General features: G+C 73.2%; 18 protein-coding genes. 8 read left to right on the top strand and 10 right to left on the bottom strand.

Features of this window, described 5'->3' with window-relative positions; all coding sequences use genetic code 11:
* Positions 1 to 27 precede the first annotated feature (27 nt).
* Entirely contained in the window at positions 28 to 384 is a 357-nt protein-coding gene (locus tag A6A27_RS29695; RefSeq protein WP_073837993.1) for a glyoxalase, read from the bottom strand.
* 158 nt (positions 385 to 542) lie between these two features.
* Here A6A27_RS29695 and A6A27_RS29700 point away from each other — a divergent pair, with 158 nt between their 5' ends.
* Positions 543 to 3,398 carry an aconitate hydratase gene (locus A6A27_RS29700; protein WP_073837954.1) on the top strand — a complete coding sequence of 952 codons (2,856 nt, stop codon included), beginning with the start codon at positions 543 to 545 and terminating at the stop codon, positions 3,396 to 3,398.
* A gap of 93 nt (positions 3,399 to 3,491) precedes the next feature.
* Here the strand turns inward: A6A27_RS29700 and A6A27_RS29705 are convergent, their stop codons facing one another.
* Both A6A27_RS29705 and A6A27_RS43585 read right to left on the bottom strand, forming a co-directional pair.
* Complete coding sequence (locus A6A27_RS29705) at positions 3,492 to 3,917, bottom strand: roadblock/LC7 domain-containing protein (RefSeq protein WP_073837955.1); 426 nt, start codon at positions 3,915 to 3,917, stop codon at positions 3,492 to 3,494.
* A 66-nt stretch (positions 3,918 to 3,983) separates the two neighbouring features.
* Entirely contained in the window at positions 3,984 to 4,187 is a 204-nt protein-coding gene (locus A6A27_RS43585; protein ID WP_143194244.1) for a hypothetical protein, read from the bottom strand.
* Positions 4,188 to 4,515: 328 nt separating this feature from the next.
* Here A6A27_RS43585 and A6A27_RS29710 point away from each other — a divergent pair, with 328 nt between their 5' ends.
* Positions 4,516 to 4,764, top strand: a complete 249-nt coding sequence (locus A6A27_RS29710; protein ID WP_073837956.1) for a DUF2630 family protein — start codon at positions 4,516 to 4,518, stop codon at positions 4,762 to 4,764.
* A 105-nt stretch (positions 4,765 to 4,869) separates the two neighbouring features.
* Here the strand turns inward: A6A27_RS29710 and A6A27_RS29715 are convergent, their stop codons facing one another.
* From A6A27_RS29715 to A6A27_RS29725, 3 genes are all read right to left on the bottom strand, one after another.
* Positions 4,870 to 5,799 (bottom strand): RIO1 family regulatory kinase/ATPase domain-containing protein, encoded by a 930-nt coding sequence (locus A6A27_RS29715; RefSeq protein ID WP_073837957.1) that lies wholly within the window; start codon positions 5,797 to 5,799, stop codon positions 4,870 to 4,872.
* 177 nt (positions 5,800 to 5,976) lie between these two features.
* Positions 5,977 to 6,621, bottom strand: a complete 645-nt coding sequence (locus A6A27_RS29720; RefSeq protein ID WP_073837958.1) for an HAD family hydrolase — start codon at positions 6,619 to 6,621, stop codon at positions 5,977 to 5,979.
* A 56-nt stretch (positions 6,622 to 6,677) separates the two neighbouring features.
* Entirely contained in the window at positions 6,678 to 7,520 is an 843-nt protein-coding gene (locus A6A27_RS29725; protein WP_073837959.1) for a carbon-nitrogen hydrolase family protein, read from the bottom strand.
* Between the two features lie 105 nt (positions 7,521 to 7,625).
* On the opposite strand from A6A27_RS29725, the gene A6A27_RS29730 reads away from it, so the two are divergent.
* From A6A27_RS29730 to mug, 6 genes are all read left to right on the top strand, one after another.
* Positions 7,626 to 8,198: a TetR/AcrR family transcriptional regulator gene (locus tag A6A27_RS29730; RefSeq protein ID WP_073837960.1), complete on the top strand. Its 573-nt coding sequence runs from the start codon at positions 7,626 to 7,628 to the stop codon at positions 8,196 to 8,198.
* Between the two features lie 107 nt (positions 8,199 to 8,305).
* Entirely contained in the window at positions 8,306 to 9,226 is a 921-nt protein-coding gene (locus tag A6A27_RS29735) for a TIGR04222 domain-containing membrane protein (RefSeq protein ID WP_073837961.1), read from the top strand.
* Positions 9,223 to 10,068, top strand: a complete 846-nt coding sequence (locus A6A27_RS29740) for a DUF692 domain-containing protein (RefSeq protein ID WP_073837994.1) — start codon at positions 9,223 to 9,225, stop codon at positions 10,066 to 10,068. The genes A6A27_RS29735 and A6A27_RS29740 overlap by 4 nt, the downstream gene beginning before the upstream one ends.
* Positions 10,065 to 10,628 (top strand): hypothetical protein, encoded by a 564-nt coding sequence (locus tag A6A27_RS29745; RefSeq protein WP_241825517.1) that lies wholly within the window; start codon positions 10,065 to 10,067, stop codon positions 10,626 to 10,628. Before A6A27_RS29740 ends, A6A27_RS29745 begins: the two co-directional genes overlap by 4 nt.
* Positions 10,629 to 10,660: 32 nt before the next feature.
* Positions 10,661 to 11,422, top strand: a complete 762-nt coding sequence (locus A6A27_RS29750; protein ID WP_073837962.1) for an SDR family oxidoreductase — start codon at positions 10,661 to 10,663, stop codon at positions 11,420 to 11,422.
* Between the two features lie 197 nt (positions 11,423 to 11,619).
* The gene (gene mug / locus A6A27_RS29755) at positions 11,620 to 12,120 is read left to right on the top strand and encodes a G/U mismatch-specific DNA glycosylase (protein WP_073837996.1); all 501 of its coding nucleotides are present in this window, start codon (positions 11,620 to 11,622) and stop codon (positions 12,118 to 12,120) included.
* Between the two features lie 31 nt (positions 12,121 to 12,151).
* Here mug and A6A27_RS29760 read toward each other — a convergent pair whose 3' ends face one another.
* The 4 genes from A6A27_RS29760 to A6A27_RS29775 form a co-directional block, all read right to left on the bottom strand.
* Positions 12,152 to 14,134 carry an ABC transporter ATP-binding protein gene (locus A6A27_RS29760; RefSeq protein WP_073837997.1) on the bottom strand — a complete coding sequence of 661 codons (1,983 nt, stop codon included), beginning with the start codon at positions 14,132 to 14,134 and terminating at the stop codon, positions 12,152 to 12,154.
* Between the two features lie 114 nt (positions 14,135 to 14,248).
* Positions 14,249 to 15,016, bottom strand: coding sequence for an enoyl-CoA hydratase/isomerase family protein (locus A6A27_RS29765; protein ID WP_073837963.1), 768 nt, complete (start codon positions 15,014 to 15,016; stop codon positions 14,249 to 14,251).
* Positions 15,017 to 15,062: 46 nt separating this feature from the next.
* Complete coding sequence (locus tag A6A27_RS29770; RefSeq protein WP_007462679.1) at positions 15,063 to 15,290, bottom strand: helix-turn-helix domain-containing protein; 228 nt, start codon at positions 15,288 to 15,290, stop codon at positions 15,063 to 15,065.
* A 245-nt stretch (positions 15,291 to 15,535) separates the two neighbouring features.
* Positions 15,536 to 17,143 (bottom strand): ABC-F family ATP-binding cassette domain-containing protein, encoded by a 1,608-nt coding sequence (locus tag A6A27_RS29775; protein ID WP_073837964.1) that lies wholly within the window; start codon positions 17,141 to 17,143, stop codon positions 15,536 to 15,538.
* Positions 17,144 to 17,238 lie beyond the last annotated feature (95 nt).

Consider the following 17,238-nt stretch of genomic DNA (forward strand, 5'->3'; position numbering starts at 1 on the left):
TGCCAACGGCTGACCCGACAGCTCCCATTAGGCGGCGGGGGCGAGGAACTCCAGGCGGTTGCCGTGCGGGTCGTGGGTGTGGAATCGGCGCATGCCGGGGATCTCCTCGTCGCCCCAGAACACGGGGTGGCCGGCGGCGACCAGCCGGGCGGCGAGCGCGTCGAGGTCGGGGCGGAGCAGGGCCGGGTGCGCCTTGCGGGCGGGCCGGAAGTCGTCCTCGACGCCGAGGTGCAGTTCCGCGCCGTACCCGGTGAACCAGCAACCACCACGGGCGGCGAGGACCGGCGGCTTGGCCTTCTCGACGAGGCCGAGCAGGCCGACGTAGAAGGCCCGGGACGTCTCCTCGGAGCCCCGTGGGCAGGCGAGCAGGACGTGATGGATCATCATGGCACCTCCTCGTCCCGAACCCTGGCACGAAGTTGCGCGAGTAGCAAGACGGACGTACGGTTTTGTTGAGCGCCGAGCGCAGGTAAGTGTCGCCTAACCACGGCAACACCTGGGCCGGTGCGACAGACTGCTCAGGACTACTCACGGTCGCTGGTGTGAAGGAGTACGACGTGGCGAGCCTCGACACCTTCGGTGCGAAGACCCAGCTACGCGTCGGAGACGCGAGCTACGAGATTTTCAAGATCGGCAAGGTGGAGGGCCACGACCGGCTGCCCTACAGCTTGAAGATCCTGCTGGAGAACCTGCTGCGGACCGAGGACGGCGCAAACATCACCGCCGACCACATCCGCCAGCTCGGCGCCTGGGACCCCACCGCCGACCCGAGCGTGGAGATCCAGTTCACCCCGGCCCGGGTGCTGATGCAGGACTTCACCGGCGTGCCCTGCGTCGTGGACCTGGCCACCATGCGGGAGGCCGTCCGCGACCTCGGCGGCGACGCCACCAAGGTGAACCCGCTCGCCCCGGCCGAGCTGGTCATCGACCACTCCGTCATCGCCGACCTGTTCGGCCGCGAGGACGCCTTCCAGCGCAACGTCGAGCTGGAGTACGAACGCAACAAGGAGCGCTACCAGTTCCTGCGCTGGGGCCAGACCGCGTTCAACGAGTTCAAGGTCGTCCCGCCGGGCACCGGCATCGTGCACCAGGTCAACATCGAGTACCTGGCCCGTACGGTCATGGAGCGCAACGGCCAGGCGTACCCGGACACGGTCGTCGGCACCGACTCGCACACCACCATGGTCAACGGCCTGGGCGTGCTGGGCTGGGGCGTCGGCGGCATCGAGGCCGAGGCGGCGATGCTCGGCCAGCCGGTCAGCATGCTGATCCCGCGGGTCGTCGGCTTCAAGCTCTCCGGCGAGATGCCGGCCGGCACCACCGCCACCGACCTGGTGCTGACCATCACCGAGATGCTGCGCAAGCACGGCGTGGTCGGCAAGTTCGTCGAGTTCTACGGCCCCGGTGTGAGCGCGGTGCCGCTGGCCAACCGGGCCACCATCGGCAACATGTCCCCGGAGTACGGCTCCACCGTGGCGATCTTCCCGGTCGACGCCGAGACCGTCCGCTACCTGGAGCTGACCGGCCGCGACCCGCAGCAGGTCGCGCTCGTCGAGGCGTACGCCAGGGAGCAGGGCCTCTGGCACGACCCGGCCCGCGAGCCGGAGTACTCGGAGCGCATGGAGCTGGACCTCGGCACCATCGAGCCGTCCCTGGCCGGCCCCCGGCGCCCGCAGGACCGGGTGCCGCTGGGCAGTGCCAAGACGCTGTTCCGCTCCGCGCTGACCGACTACGTGGCCGAGGAGGCCGCCGGCGTGGCGAAGGAGCTCAGGCCGGGCGTGGCGCGCGAGCAGCTGCCCCGCGGCGCCGCCGGCCCGGCCGACGAGGCCAGCGCCGAGTCGTTCCCGGCCAGCGACCCGCCGGCCAACGAGTTCAGCGACCCGGCCGACGAGCCGCGCGACCTGGAGACCGCCGCGGCGGGTGCCGGTGGCCGCGCCACCAACCCGATCCGGGTCACCGGCGCCGACGGCGTCGAGTACGAGCTGGACCACGGCGCCGTGGTGATCGCGGCGATCACCTCCTGCACCAACACCTCCAACCCGCAGGTCATGATCGGCGCCGCGCTGCTGGCTCGCAACGCTGTGGAGAAGGGCCTGTCCCGCAAGCCGTGGGTGAAGACCACCCTGGCACCGGGCTCCAAGGTCGTCATGGACTACTACGACCGGGCCGGCCTCACCCCCTACCTGGAGAAGCTCGGCTTCAACCTGGTCGGCTACGGCTGCACCACGTGCATCGGCAACTCCGGCCCGCTGCCGGAGGAGGTCTCCGCCGCGGTCAACGAGGGTGACCTCGCTGTCGTCTCGGTGCTCTCCGGCAACCGGAACTTCGAGGGCCGGATCAACCCGGACGTCAAGATGAACTACCTGGCGTCCCCGCCCCTGGTGGTCGCGTACGCGCTCGCCGGCACCATGGACATCGACCTGGCCAACGAGCCGATCGGTGAGGACAGCCAGGGCAACCCGGTGTTCCTGCGGGACATCTGGCCGAACAGCGCCGAGATCCAGGACGTCATCGCCTCGGCGATCGGCGCCACCGGCTTCAGCTCCGCGTACGCCGACGTCTTCGCCGGCGACGAGCGGTGGCAGTCGCTGCCGACCCCGACCGGCGACACCTTCGCCTGGGCCGGCGAGTCCACCTACGTCCGCAAGCCCCCGTACTTCGAGGGTATGGAGCGGGACCCGAAGCCGGTGCGGGACATCGCCGACGCCCGAGTGCTGGCCAAGCTGGGCGACTCGGTGACCACCGACCACATCTCCCCGGCCGGTTCGATCAAGGCGGACTCCCCCGCCGGCAAGTACCTGGCCGAGCACGGCGTCGCCCGGCACGAGTTCAACTCGTACGGCTCCCGCCGGGGCAACCACGAGGTGATGATCCGGGGCACCTTCGCCAACATCCGGCTGCGCAACCAGCTGGTGCCGGGCGTCGAGGGCGGGTTCACGGTCAACCACCTGACCGGCGAGCAGACCTCGATCTACGACGCCGCGATGGCCTACCAGGATGCGGGCGTCCCGCTGGTCATCCTGGCCGGCAAGGAGTACGGCTCCGGCTCGTCCCGCGACTGGGCGGCCAAGGGCACCATGCTGCTCGGGGTCAGGGCGGTCATCGCCGAGTCGTACGAGCGGATCCACCGCTCGAACCTGATCGGCATGGGGGTGCTGCCGCTGCAGTTCCCGGTCGACACCACCGCCGAGTCGCTGGGGCTCACCGGCACGGAGACCTTCTCCATCGCCGGCGTGACCGCGCTGAACGACGGCGAGACCCCGCGTACGGTGAAGGTCACCACCGACACCGGTGTGGAGTTCGACGCCGTGGTCCGGATCGACACCCCCGGTGAGGCGGACTACTACCGGCACGGCGGCATCCTGCAGTACGTGCTGCGTCGCATGATCGCCAGCTGACGGCGTACCCCGGAACGGGCCCCTTCCCGCGCTTGCGGGGAGGGGCCCGTCGGCGTCGTACGGGGCCTCGTCAGTCGGCTGCGGTCCGGCCGGTCATCGCGCCGGACTCTCCCCGGTGGCAGGTTCCCGGGTCGGCGTGGCGACGAACCGGCCCACCCGGGTGACCAGCATCGCCATCTCATACGCGATCAGGCCGACGTCGGCGTCCTCGGCGGCCAGCACGGCCAGGCAGGCGTTGCGCCCGGCCGCCGTGACGAAGAGGAACGACGACTGCATCTCGATGATCGTCTGCTGCACCTGGCCGCCGCCGAAGTGCTTGCCCGCGCCCCGGGCCAGGCTCTGGATGCCGGCCGCCATCGCCGCCAGATGCTCGCCGTCGTCCCGGCTCAGCCCCCGGGACGCGGCCATCAACAGGCCGTCGGTGGAGAGCGCCACGGCATGTTCCGCCTGCTTGACCCGGCCGACCAGGTCATCCAGCAGCCATGTCAGATCCGCGCTCGAAGCCGTCTGCTGCCCCACTCGTCGTCCTCTTTTCCCCTGCTGGTGTGCCGTGCTCGTCTGGGATGCGCCGGTTCGGCGGCCCCGTCAGGTCGCCTGCTCGTGGGAGATGCCCGGCGCACGGCCCGCCGCGCCGGTCTCGGCTTGGCGGGCGGCCGCCACCGGCGCGTCCACCGTGCTCCGTCCCATGCGGACGGCCGGCGACAGCCGCGCCGGCAGTCGCTCCCGGTCACCCGCCGACAGTCCGGACACGCTGGGCCTTGTTCCCGCCGGCGTCTGCGTCACGTTCACCGGGTCGTCCCCGGATGCCCCTGACGCCGAGCAGGAAGACGCCGCCCCGGCCGGGCCTGGGCCGGACCGAGGCGCGACCGGCGACACGAGCAGGGCGAACAACCCGGTACGGAGACTCCTACTACGGGAACCCATCACACCATCCTGGCCGGCCATTCGGTCACGTGCCCGATGGCGTACATCGACCCATCCGATCGACACCGGCGCACGCTAGCAGCGTCCGGACCTTCACTCAAGCGAACCTGATCATGGCGCTGCGAGCCGGCCCAGCGGCGCGCAGCGAGGAGAACCCGGGCGCGGCACCGCCCCCTGTGCCAAGCTTCGGGGCATGGACGACAAGACCATCCTGAACCGGATCTCCGAACTCGTCGACGAGGAGCACCGGCTGCGCGCGGCCGCGCAGGAGAACGAGGCCGGCACCGACGACACGGCCCGGGACCGGCTGCGGGCCCTGGAGGAGTCCCTCGACCAGTGCTGGGACCTGCTGCGCCGCCGCCGGGCGGCCCGCCAGGCGCACGGTGACCCGGAGGCCCAGGGCGCACGCCCGGTCACGGAGGTCGAGCGCTACCTCCAGTGACCGGCGGTCCCGGCGGCACCAGGCGGTGGCAGCGCCGGCGGCCGGGCCGACGGACCACGCACCGGCGTCCCGGGCGGGACAGCACCCGCCCGGGACGCGGCGCGCTCAGCGGATCCCCGCCTCCCGCAGCAGCAACTCGGTCAACTCGACCGGATCGGTGTCCGCGGCGGGCAGACCCCGGGCGGTGAACCAGGCGCCGACCACCCGGACGTCCCGGGCCAGGAACTCCGGCCCCTGCGGGTTGGCCACCACGTCGACCACCTGCGGCAGGTCGATCATGACCAGCCGCCCCCGGTGCACCAGCAGGTTGTACGGGGACAGGTCGCCGTGCGCGTACCCGGCCCGGGCCAGCACGACCAGGGCGTCGACCAGTTGCTCCCACAGGTCGCGCAGCTCGACGCCCTCGGGGCGAAGCTGGGCCAGCCGCGGCGCGGCCTGCCCCTCCTCGACGTCCCCGACAAACTCCAGCATCAGTTCGGTGCCCAGCAGCTGGACCGGGTACGGCACGGCGATGCGCCCGGAGGCGGCGCCGATCTCCCAGAGCCGGGCCAGGGCGGCGAACTCGGCCGCCGCCCACTGCCCGGCGATCATCTGCCGGCCGAACGCGGTCCGCCCGGCCATCGCCCGGTTCTCCCGGGACCGCCGGACCCGGCGCCCCTCCAGATAACCGGCATCGCGGTGGAACAGCCGGTGCTGGGCATCCCGGTAGCGCTTGGCCGCCAGCAGGCAGGAGCGGTCGGTGCCCGGCACGGCACGGCGGACCAGATGGACGTCCGCCTCCTTGCCGGTCTTCAGCACGCCGAGTTCGGTGTCCTTCGCGGCCAGCTCCGTGACCAGCCACGCGGGATGCGGCTCGGGCCCGTGCACGGCCTCGTCCCAGGAGGACCAGCGGTCCTCGGGGACGGGCTCGTCCTCGGGTTCGGCGAGGGCCGGCTCGGCGTGCCGGCCCCGCTTCAGGAAGTACGGTTCGTCGTCGTCGAAGCGGCTCTTGCCGCGGCCACGGCGCTGCGGCGCCGGGAAGTCGTTATCACGCACGGGTGGGTTGATCCTTCGATCGAGGCTGGTGGAGGCAGGTGGAACGACCCTGCAAAGACGGCCATGACCGACCTCCTCTCCTCGACCGGGCACCGCCCGGCTGCGCCCTTGCGCGGCACCATGCTCACCGCCGGACGCGGGCGGGTCAACCGATTTACGCCGCGCGGATGACGGCGGTCAGCCGGCCAGTACGGTGGCCACCGCGGCGATCAGCCCGTCCACCGTGCGGGTGGGGGCGAACCGGTTGTCCGACCAGCGGCGGCCACGGTGCAGCCAGACGCTGGGCAGGCCGACCGAGGTCGCCCCGCCGATGTCCGCCTCCGGGCTGTCCCCGACCACCCAGGCGCCGCGCAGCGGCATCCGGGCCCGCTGGGCGGCGAGCGCGAAGATCCTCGGGTTGGGCTTGCTGACCCCGGCTTCCTCGGAGATCACCCAGTCGGCGACGTACCGGTCGAGGCCGGTGCGGCGGATCTTCGCGTCCTGCTGGCGTACCGCGCCGTTGGTGACCACCACCGGCACCCAGCCGGCGTCGTCGGCGATCCGCAGCGCGCAGGCGACCAGCGGGTCCAGCCGGGTGTGGGCCACCAACCCCTCGTGCAGCTCCTCGACCAGGTCGATGGAGGGGATCCGCAGCTCGTACCGGTCGCGGATGGCGTCGGCGACGTCCCACCGGTCGGTCAGTCCGTCCGCGTCGACGGAGACCAGCCAGTCGAGGTCGGTGGGCGGGGCGCCGATGCCGTCCAGGAAGCGCTTTCCCCAGGCGCGGAACGGCCCATCCCGGTCCAGCACGGTGTTGTCCAGATCGAGCAGGAGCAACGGCACGCGGAGACCTTACGGGACCAAGGTGTCCGGCCGACAGGGCCGGCGACCGCGCCTTGTCAGGCGCGCACGGCCACCCGCGGAAGCCCCTGGTCGGCAGGGCGGTCGGTGAGCATGGTGTGCGCGGCGCGGGTGGCCGCCAGCGCGGCCGGGTCGAGGGTGGCCACCAGCACGTCCTCCCCCGTGTCCGCGCCCCGGGCGAGGGGTCGGCCCTCCGGGTCGTACACCGCGGCACCGCCGTTGAACCGCCACGGGTCGGCACCGTCGACCGCGTTGGCGAAGACCACGTACATGGTGTTGTCCAGGGCCCGGGCGGCGTAGTAGAGGTCGCGGCGGTGCTCCGAGCCGGCCAGGTAGCCGCTCGGGCAGAGGTAGCCGTGTGCGTCGTCGGCGGCGGCGGCCCGGCCGTGCTCGGGGAAGCAGCCGTCGTAGCAGATGCCGAGACCGAACCGCCAGTCGTCGACCAGCAGGGTGGCGCCGCGCCGGCCGGGGTCGAACAGCTCGCGTTCGCCGCCCCAGAGCTGCTGCTTGTCGTACGCCGCCCGCACCGCGCCGGCCGGGTCGACCACCAGCGAGGAGATGGTGCGTCGCCCGTCGGGGTGCCGGACCGCTGCCCCGACCACCACGGTCGTCCCACCGTCCCGGGCGGCCTGCCGCAGCGGGTCGAGCCGCGGGTCGTCGACCCAGCCGTCCGCGTCGGCCGCCACGTGGGTGCCGGCCGGGTCGGCCGCGAGGGTCGGCGGGTGGTACGCGGGCAGGAACAGCTCCGGCAGCACGACGATCCGGGTGCCGGCGGCCCGGCCGACGAGGCGGGCGGCGGTGGCGGCGTTGCCGGCGACGTCGCCGGGAACCGGCTCGGCCTGCACGGCGGCCACGGTCAGCGGGTGGGCGGGCGCGGTCATAGGCCGATCCTAACCGGGGCGGGATCCCGGGGTGATCATGCGAAAGCGCATCTCAAGCCGTACGTACGGTTTGCATCGGCGGGACCCACCTGGGACGATCGGTGCGTGCCCAGAGTAAGCCAGGACCAGCTCGACGCGCGCCGGCAGGAGATCCTCGCCGCCGCGCGCGCCTGTTTCGCCCGGCACGGCTACGAGGGTGCCACGGTCCGCCGCCTGGAGGAGGCCACCGGGCTGTCCCGAGGCGCCATCTTCCACCACTTCCGCGACAAGGACTCGCTCTTCCTCGCCGTCGCCGAGGACGACGCGGCGGTCATGGTGGAGACGGTCGCCCGCAACGGCCTGGTCCAGGTGATGCGGGACCTGCTGGCCCGGGCGGTCTCCCCGGACACCACCGGCTGGCTCGGCAGCCAGCTGGAGGTCTCTCGGCGGCTGCGTACCGACCCGGCGTTCGCCAAGCGCTGGGCGGAGCGCTCGGCGGCGATCGCCGAGGCCACCCGGGAACGCCTGCTCCGCCAGCGGGAGGCGGGGGTGCTCCGCGACGACGTGCCGATCGACGTGCTGGCCCAGTTCCTGGAGCTGGCGTACGACGGGTTGGTGCTGCACCTGGCGATGGGCCGCCCGGCCGGTGACCTGGGGCGGGTCCTCGACCTGGTCGAGGAGGCGGTCCGCCGCCACTGACCGCCCGCGCCGAATCTCGGTCCGGCAGCTCGGTCGACGGGCCGGATGCCCCCTGGCGGGTCTGCTCCACAATGGGCCGCGACCCCCTCGCGACAGGAGCAGAGAGAATGACCGTCCTCGCCGCACCGGGCGACACCTGGGGCATCCCCGGCCCCGTCTTCCTGCGCTGGTACCTCCTCGCCGCGGCCGTGCTGGTCGTGGGGACCCTGGTGCACCGGTTCCGCGCCCTGGCCGGCACTCCGGTCGACGGGGGCGCCGCGCAGCTCGGGCCGCAACAGGCCGCGTACCTCAACGGCGGCGACCAGCTGGCGGTCTGGACGGCGCTCGGCGGGCTGCGCCACGCCGGCGTGGTGACCGTGACCCCCGACCGGCGGCTCACCACCGCCGGCTCACTGCCAGCCGGGGTAACCCCGCTCGACCAGGCCATCTTCAACGCCGCCGCGCGCGGCGTGCACTCCCGGGAGCTACGCCACGACGAGTGGGTCACCCGCGCCCTCGAGCAGCTCCGCGACGGCCTCCAGCAGCGCGGCCTGGCGCTCGGACCGGACCAGCGGAACGCCCTGCGGCGCGGGCCGATGCTGATCGCCGCCCTCCTGGCGCTCGGGGTGATCCGGGCGTTCGTCGGCCTGTCCAACGGGCGGCCGGCCGGCTTCCTCCTGCTCAGCCTGGTGCCGCTGTTCATCGCCTTCCTGCTGCTCGCCCGGGTGCCCCGGCGCACCCGCGCCGCCGACCGGGCTCTCCACGAGCTGCGCAACCGGCACACCTGGCTGCGACCCTCCGCCGCACCCGCGTACGCCACGTACGGCCCGTCCGCCGCGGCGATGGGCGTGGCGCTGTTCGGCACCGCCACCATCTGGGCCATGGATCCGGGCTTCGCCGACCAGGCCGAGATCCAGCGCCAGGCGCTCGGCGCGAGCGGTGCTGGGTCGGCCGGTTCGAGCAGCTCCTGCAGCAGCGGGAGCTCGTGCGGCGGAGGCAGTTCCTGTGGGGGCGGCGGCGGATGCGGTGGCGGCGGGTGCGGCGGATGACCAGCGCCTCGCCGGAGCCCACCCCGACCGGGCCGTACGGGGTCGGCGTCGGGTGGCGACCGGAGATCGCCGGATTCGTGGCCGGCCTGCCCGGGCTGCGCTTCGTCGAGGTGGTGGCGGAGACGGTCAACCCGGCCGGCCCGCTCCCCGACGGCCTCGCCGAGCTGTGCGAGCGCGGGGTCACCGTCGTACCCCACGGGGTGAAGCTCTCCCTCGGCGGTGCGGAACCGGTCGACCCGGCCCGGCTGGCGCACCTGGCCGGCGTGGCTGCGGCGGTGAACGCCCCGCTGGTCAGCGAGCACATCGCGTTCGTCCGGGCTGGCGGTCTGGAGGCCGGTCACCTGCTGCCGCTGCCGCGCAGCCGGGAGGCGGTCGCCGCGGTGGTGGCGAACGTGCGGCGGGCGCAGGCCGAGCTGCCGGTGCCGCTCGCCCTCGAGCCGATCGCCGCGCTCTTCGACTGGCCGGACGACGAGCTGGACGAGGCCGACTTCCTCACCGAGATCCTCGACGCCACCGGGGCGCTACTGCTGCTCGACCTCGCCAACGTGCACGCCAACGCCCGTAACCGGGGCGGCGACCCCCGCGCGCTGCTGGACCGGCTGCCGCTGGACCGGGTCGCCTACGTCCACGTGGCCGGCGGCGCCGAGCAGGGCAACTTCTACCACGACACGCACACCGACCCCGTCCCCGTCGAGGTGCTCGATCTGGTCGGTGAGCTGTGCGTCCGGCGCCGGCCCCCGGCGCTGCTGCTGGAACGCGACGGCCACTACCCGCCCGCTGCCGAGCTGCGCGGCGAGCTGGACGCGCTCGCCGCCGCCTCCGGCTATCCGGTGGTCACATGACCCGCACCCGCCGCGACCGCGCCGCCGGGGCGGATCCGGCCGCCCCGGGCGCGACGCGACCCGCCGCTCCCCCGGCCGGGCCGCCGCCCGCGCCCGGTGCCGCCCCGGCCGATTCGGGCGAGGGCCTGGCCGCACGACAGGCGGAGCTGGTCGCGGCGTTGGTCGCCGGTGGGCCGCTGCCGCCCGGGTTCGCCCCCGGGCCGGTGGCGGCGGCCCGCAGGGCCCTGCTGCGTAAACGCGCGGGCGACGTGGCCCGGCACTGGCCGCTGCTCGCCGCCGGCCTCGGCGCCGGCTGGTCGGCCACGTTCGCCGAATGGGCGGCCGGCCGGCCGACGAACGGGTCGCTACGCGACGGCTGGGACCTGGCCCGGGAGCTGCGCGACCACGGCAGGCTCCCAGCGCTGGGCGCGGAGGAGCTGGCCAGTCGCGAGGCCACCACCCGCTACGACGGCCGCACCACACCCCGCCCCCGCCGGCTGCCGGCCGTCGCCCGGGCCGGCGGCGCCGTCGCGGTGCAGCTCGCCGGTCGGGTACGCCTGCTCCGTCCGGCCCACCGCTGACAGCCGGTTCCGGGTACGGCAGGATCGGACACATGGATCTCGGACTCGCCGACCGGGTGTACGTGCTGACCGGCGCCTCCCGTGGCCTCGGCTTCGCCACCGCCGAGCAACTCGTCGCCGACGGGGCGCGGGTGGTGATCTCCGCCCGCACCCCGGAACGGGTGACCGCAGCGGTCGAGGCGCTCGGCGGGCCGGAGCGGGCGATCGGCCTGGTTGCCGACCTGACCGACCCGGGTGCCCCGGAGCGGTTGGTCGCGCTGGCGTGCGAGCGGTTCGGCCGGCTCGACGGGGCACTGATCTCGGTGGGCGGGCCGCCGCCGGGCAGCGCGGCCCGGGTGACCGACGAACAGTGGCGGGAGTCCTTCGAGACGATCTTCCTGGGCAGTGTCCGCACCGCCCGTAAGGTCGCCGCCGCGCTTCCCGACGGAGGCGTGATCGGGCTGGTCCTCTCCACCTCGGCGCGGAGCCCGCTGCCCGGTCTTGGCATCTCCAACGGCTTGCGCCCCGGTCTGGCCGGCGTGGCCAAGGACATCGCCGACGAGTACGGGCCGCGCGGGGTACGGGTGGTCTCGCTGCTACCGGGGCGGATCATGACCGACCGCAACAAGGAACTCCTGGCGGCCAGCGGCAACCCGGAGCGCGCCCGGGCCGAGGCGGAGGCCGACATCCCGCTGCGCCGGCTCGGCGATCCGGGCGAGTTCGGCCGGGTCGCGGCGTTCCTGCTCTCCCCCGCCGCCAGCTACGTGACCGGGGTGACCGTGCCGGTCGACGGCGGCGCGCTGCGCGGGCTGTGACGGCAGGGCGGCGCGGGTCCGGGGCGGGCCCGCCGGACGGGGCCCGGACGGCGGCGACCCGGTTCGGCACGGCCGGTGCGAGCCGGGCGGGGGCGTCCCGCGCCAGCGGGGACGGCCCGGGCCGGACAGCCGAGCCGCCGGCCGCACCGCGGTATCCCCGCCCGACGAAGGAGCAGCTCGCGGCGGCCGCCGGCAAGCTGCTGCCGGACCTGATCGCGCCCGGCCTGGACGTGCTGTTCGTCGGGATCAACCCGGGGCTCTGGTCGGCGGCCACCGGCTGGCACTTCGCCCGGCCGGGCAACCGGTTCTGGCCGGCGCTGCACCGGGGCGGCTTCACCCCGCGCCAGCTGCACCCCAGCGAGCAGGATGCGCTGCTCGCCCTCGGCCTGGGCATCAGCAACATGGTGGCCCGGGCCACCGCCCGCGCCGAGGAGCTGACCGCCGAGGAGTTGGTACGCGGCGCGGAGGTGCTGACCGGCAAGGTCGAGCGGTACCGGCCGCGCTGGGTGGCGGTGGTCGGGGTGACCGCGTACCGGGTGGGCTTCGCGCGGCCCAAGGCGGGCTTCGGCCCGCAGCCGGAGCCGCTCGGCGGCGCCCGGCTGTGGGTGCTGCCCAACCCCAGCGGGTTGAACGCGCACTTCACGCCGGAAACGCTCGGCGCCGCCTTCGGCGAGCTGTACGTGGCGACGAACGCCTGACGAGCCGCTCCGGTCGGCGCCGAGTCTCCGGCTAGTTGGCCGCGGCCGGCGGCAGCGCCTCCTGCGCCACGTACGTGCCGAGCGGCACGGTGGTGACCACCGGCTCCGGCTGGTCCGGCTCGGCGTACGGGGCCGGCGAGTCGGCCACCGCGAACTGGGTGCGGTAGAGCTCGGCGTAGAGGCCGCCCACGGCGACCAGTTCCTCGTGCCGGCCGCGCTCGACGATCCGCCCCTCGTCGAGGACGAGGATCTGGTCGGCATCCCGGACGGTGGAGAGCCGGTGCGCGATCACCAGAGCGGTACGCCCGGTCAGCGCCACGGACAGCGCCCGCTGCACGGCCGCCTCGCTCTCCGAGTCGAGGTGGGCGGTGGCCTCGTCGAGGATGACGATCGACGGGGCCTTGAGCAGCAGCCGGGCGATGGCGATGCGCTGCTTCTCGCCGCCGGAGAAGCGGTAGCCGCGCTCGCCGACCGTGGTGTCGAGCCCGTCGGGCAGGGAGCGGACCAGGTCGGCCACCTGCGCGCCGGCGAGGGCCGCCCAGATCTCGTCGTCGGTGGCTTCCGGCTTGGCGTACCGCAGGTTCTCCCGGATGCTCTCGTGGAACAGGTGGGAGTCCTGGGTGACCACGCCGATCTCGTCGCGCAGCGAGGCGAGGGTGGCGTCCCGGACGTCGACGCCGCCGACCAACACCTGCCCGTCGGATACGTCGTAGATCCGGGAGATCAGCATGGACAGCGTCGACTTGCCGGCGCCGGAGGGACCGACCAGGGCCACCATCTGCCCGGGATCGACGCTGAACGAGACGCCCTTGAGCACCGGCTCGTTGACCGTCCGGTCCAGCGTGGCGACCTCTTCCAGCGAGGCCAGCGACACCTCCGCGGCGCTCGGGTAGCGGAACCGCACGTCCCGGAACTCGACCCGGCCGCTGCCCCGGGGCACCGGCACCGCGGCGGGCTTCTCCTCGATGCCGGGCCGCAGGTCGAGCACCTCGAAGACCCGGTCGAAGGAGACCAGCGCGCTCATCACGTCGACCCGGACGTTGGAGAGCGCGGTGAGCGGCCCGTAGAGCCGGGTGAGCAGCAGCGCGAGCTTGACCACGGTGCCGGCGCTGACCGCGCCGGTGACGGCGAGCCAACCGCCCAGGCCGTACGTGAGGGCCTGCGCGAGGGAGGCGACCAGCAGCATGGCCACGAAGAAGGTCCGCGAGTACATGGCGGACTGGATGCCGATGTCCCGGACCCGCTCCGCGCGGCCGGCGAACCGGCGTGCCTCCACCTCGGGCGAGCCGAAGAGCTTGACCAGCAGCGCGCCGGCCACCCCAAACCGCTCGGTCATCGTCGCGTTCATCTTCGCGTCGAGGTTGTACGACTCGCGGGTGATCTCGGCGAGCCGCCGGCCGACCCGGCGGGCCGGGATGATGAAGATCGGCAGCAGCACCAGCGCCAGCAGGGTGATCTGCCAGGAGAGGATGAGCATCGCGCCGGCGGTGAGCACCAACTGGATGACGTTGCTGACCACCCCGGACAGGGTGGAGGTGAACGCCCGCTGGGCGCCGAGCACGTCGTTGTTCAGCCGGCTGACCAGCGCACCGGTCTGGGTGCGGGTGAAGAACTGCAGCGGCATCCGCTGGACGTGGTCGTAGACCCGGGTCCGCAGGTCGAGGATGATGCCCTCGCCGATCCGGGCCGAATACCAGCGCTGGGCCAGGGAGAAGAGCGCGTCGGCGACGGCCAGCGCCGCGATGATCAGGGCGAGCCGGACCACCGTCGAGCGCGCGTCGGGACCGCCCTTGGCGATCGCGTCGATGACGTCACCGGCGAGCAGCGGGGTGGCCACCCCGACCACCGCGGCGATCACCACGGTGAGCAGGAAGACGACGATGTCGCGCCGGTACGGCCGGGCGAACGCGACGATCCGCTTGGCGGTGCCGTGCTTGAGCTGGTGGGTGGAAACCTGATCGCGGTCACGCATCGACCGGAGCATGCTCCAGCCGCCCATGCCGCCACCGGCCATCGGGTTGGACACTCGTCACCTCCGGGTCGTCGAGCAGCCCTGGACCGTCGGGTCAATTCTCCCGACGACTACGACAACCTCGTGAGTAACCCGGATCTTCCCGTACGGTCCTTACTATTCTCCCCGCCCGGCCAGGTCGCGCAGTCGGCGGGTCTGCGCCTCCCGCTCGGCCCGCTGCTGCTCCGCGTGGCTGCGCCCGGCGGCGCCGGCGAGCAGCGCCTTGATCTCCACGATCGCGTCCCGGTTGTTGGCCAGCAGGCCGGCGGCCAGGTCCCGCACGGTGGCGTCCAGCTCGGCGGTCGGCACCACGAGGGTGGCCAGCCCGATCCGGTCCGCCTCGGCGGCGTCCATCCGGCGACCGGTGGCGCAGATCTCCAGGGCCCGGGAGTAGCCGACCAGATCGAGCAGGCGCTTGGTGCCGGCCAGGTCGGGCACCAGTCCGAGGGTCACCTCGGCCATCGAGAGCACGGCGTCCTCGGCGAGCACCCGCAGGTCACAGGCGAGGGCGAGCTGGAGCCCGGCACCGAGCGCGTACCCCTGCACGGCCGCGATGGAGATCACGTCCGGGCGGTGCAGCCAGGTGAAGCCGGCCTGGAAATCGGCGATCCGGTCCGCGCACTCCTGCTCCGGCAGCGTGGCGAGCTCGGCGAAGGAGCCCGGGCCGGCGGCACCGGCCACCGACAGGTCGAGACCGGCGGAGAAGGCCCGCCCCTCGCCGCGTACGACCACGACCCGGACGTCGCCGGGCAGATCGCGGGAGAATTCGCTCATCGCGCGCCACATCGCCGGGGTCTGCGCGTTGAGCACGTCGGGCCGGCACAACGTCACCGTCGCAACCGGCCCGTCGCAGTCGAGTCGCACTCCGGTCGTTGCGGAGGTCACGGGACCATCCGGAGTACAACGCTGATGGACGACGCTGGTGAGCGGGTCACGCCTTCTTGCGACGCCGGGCACCGCCACGCTGCCGCAGCTGCACCCCGGACTCGGTCAGCACCCGGTGGATGAACCCGTAGGAACGGCCGGTCGAGGCCGCGAGCGCACGGATGCTCTCACCCGAGGTGTACCGCTTTACCAGGTCCTTGGCGAGCGTCTGGCGCTCGGCTCCGACGATCCGGCGACCTTTCTCAGTGCTGGTGGCTGTGCCGGTGGCTGCCATGCTGATCCCTCACGTCCCAGACTGTGCGGTTCGGATACGGTCCCACCTATTAGACCGCCTCGAACGATCATGCGCCAGATATCAACTAATCGCCAACCGACACGCTATGCAATGTCAGCTTCCCGATAGAGTGATGCTACTGACCGGTTAGGTGGCCCCGCCCGGCTGGATCATGGTGAGCCGTCCGGCCGGCCGATCCGTCCGCTCCCTCGGGTGACTGATCTGCTCGGCTGCCCGGGGTCGGATCAGGCCAGTTCGACGAGTTCGAGAAGATCGTCGCTCCACGCGTCCTCGTCGCCGTCGGGCAGCAGGATGGCGCGGTCGGGCTTCAGCGCCGTCACCGCGCCAGGGTCGTGGGTGACCAGCACGATCGCGCCGGGATAGCGGGCGATCGCGTCGAGCACCTGCTCCCGGCTGACCGGGTCGAGGTTGTTGGTCGGCTCGTCGAGCAGCAGCACGTTGGCGCCGGAGCAGACCAGAGTGGCCAGGGCCAGCCGGGTCTTCTCGCCGCCGGAGAGCACCCCGGCCGGCTTGTCGACGTCCTCGCCGGAGAAGAGGAACGCACCGAGGATCTTGCGCAGGTCGGTGTCGCTCTGCTCCGGGGCGGCGCTGCGCATGTGCTCCAGAATCGTCCGCTCCACGTCCAGGGTCTCGTGCTCCTGGGCGTAGTAGCCGAGCCGCAGCCCGTGGCCGGGGCGCACCTCGCCGGTGTCCGGCTCCAGCAGGCCGCCGAGCATCCGCAGCAGGGTCGTCTTGCCGGCGCCGTTGAGGCCGAGGATGGCCACCCGGGAGCCGCGGTCCACCGCGACGTTGACGTCGGTGAAGATCTCCAACGACCCGTACGACTTGGACAGGCCGGACGCGGTGAGCGGGGTCTTGCCGCACGACGCCGGGGTGGGGAACCGCACCTTCGCCACCTTGTCCGCGACGCGTACCTCCTCCAGGCCGCTCAGCAGCTTCTCGGCCCGGCGGGCCATGTTCTGCGCAGCCACCGTCTTGGTCGCCTTGGCCCGCATCTTGTCGGCCTGGGCCATCAGGGCGCCGGCCTTCTTCTCGGCGTTGGCCCGCTCCCGGCGGCGGCGCCGCTCGTCCGTCTCCCGCGCCTCCAGGTACGCCTTCCAGCCCAGGTTGTAGACGTCGACCACGGACCGGGTGGCGTCCAGGAACCAGACCTTGTTGACCACCGCCTCCAGCAGCGACGCGTCGTGGGAGATCACGATCAGGCCGCCCTTGTGGTTGGCGAGGAAGCCGCGCAGCCAGGTGATCGAGTCGGCGTCCAGGTGGTTGGTGGGCTCGTCGAGCAGCAGGATGCCGCCGCCGTTCTCGCCCGCGTCCCGGAACAGGATCCGGGCCAGCTCGATGCGGCGCCGCTGGCCGCCGGAGAGGGTGCCGATGGTCTGCGCCAGGGCCCGGTCGGGCAGCCCGAGGTTGGCGCAGATCCGGGCCGCCTCGGCCTCGGCCGCGTACCCGCCGAGCGAGGCGAACTGGTCCTCCAGGGCGCCGTAGCGGCGGACCAGGCGCTCGTCGTCGGCGCCCTCGGCGAGCTTCGCCTCCAGCTCCTTCATCTGCGCCATCAGCACGTCCAGGCCGCGGGCGGAGAGCACCCGGTCCCGTCCGGTGACGTCCAGGTCGCCGGTACGCGGGTCCTGCGGCAGGTAGCCGATCGCGCTGCGCCGGTCGATCTGCCCGGCGTACGGCTGCCCCTCCCCGGCCAGCACCTTGAGCGTGGTGGTCTTGCCGGCGCCGTTACGGCCGACCAGGCCGATCCGGTCACCCGGCTGCACCCGCAGCGTGGTGTCGGACAGCAGGATCCGGGAACCGGCGCGCAGTTCCAGGCCGGTGGCAGTGATCATTTCGAGGTACTCGCTCTCGGGGTCCGGAAGGGCTGACTCAGGGCACGCGAAAGCGCCGGCGGGTCACCAGTTCCCGTCGGCGCGGGGCCGTTCAG

Origin of the sequence: Micromonospora sp. CB01531 (genome assembly GCF_001905095.1) — a bacterium.
In the GTDB taxonomy this organism is placed as follows: domain Bacteria; phylum Actinomycetota; class Actinomycetes; order Mycobacteriales; family Micromonosporaceae; genus Micromonospora.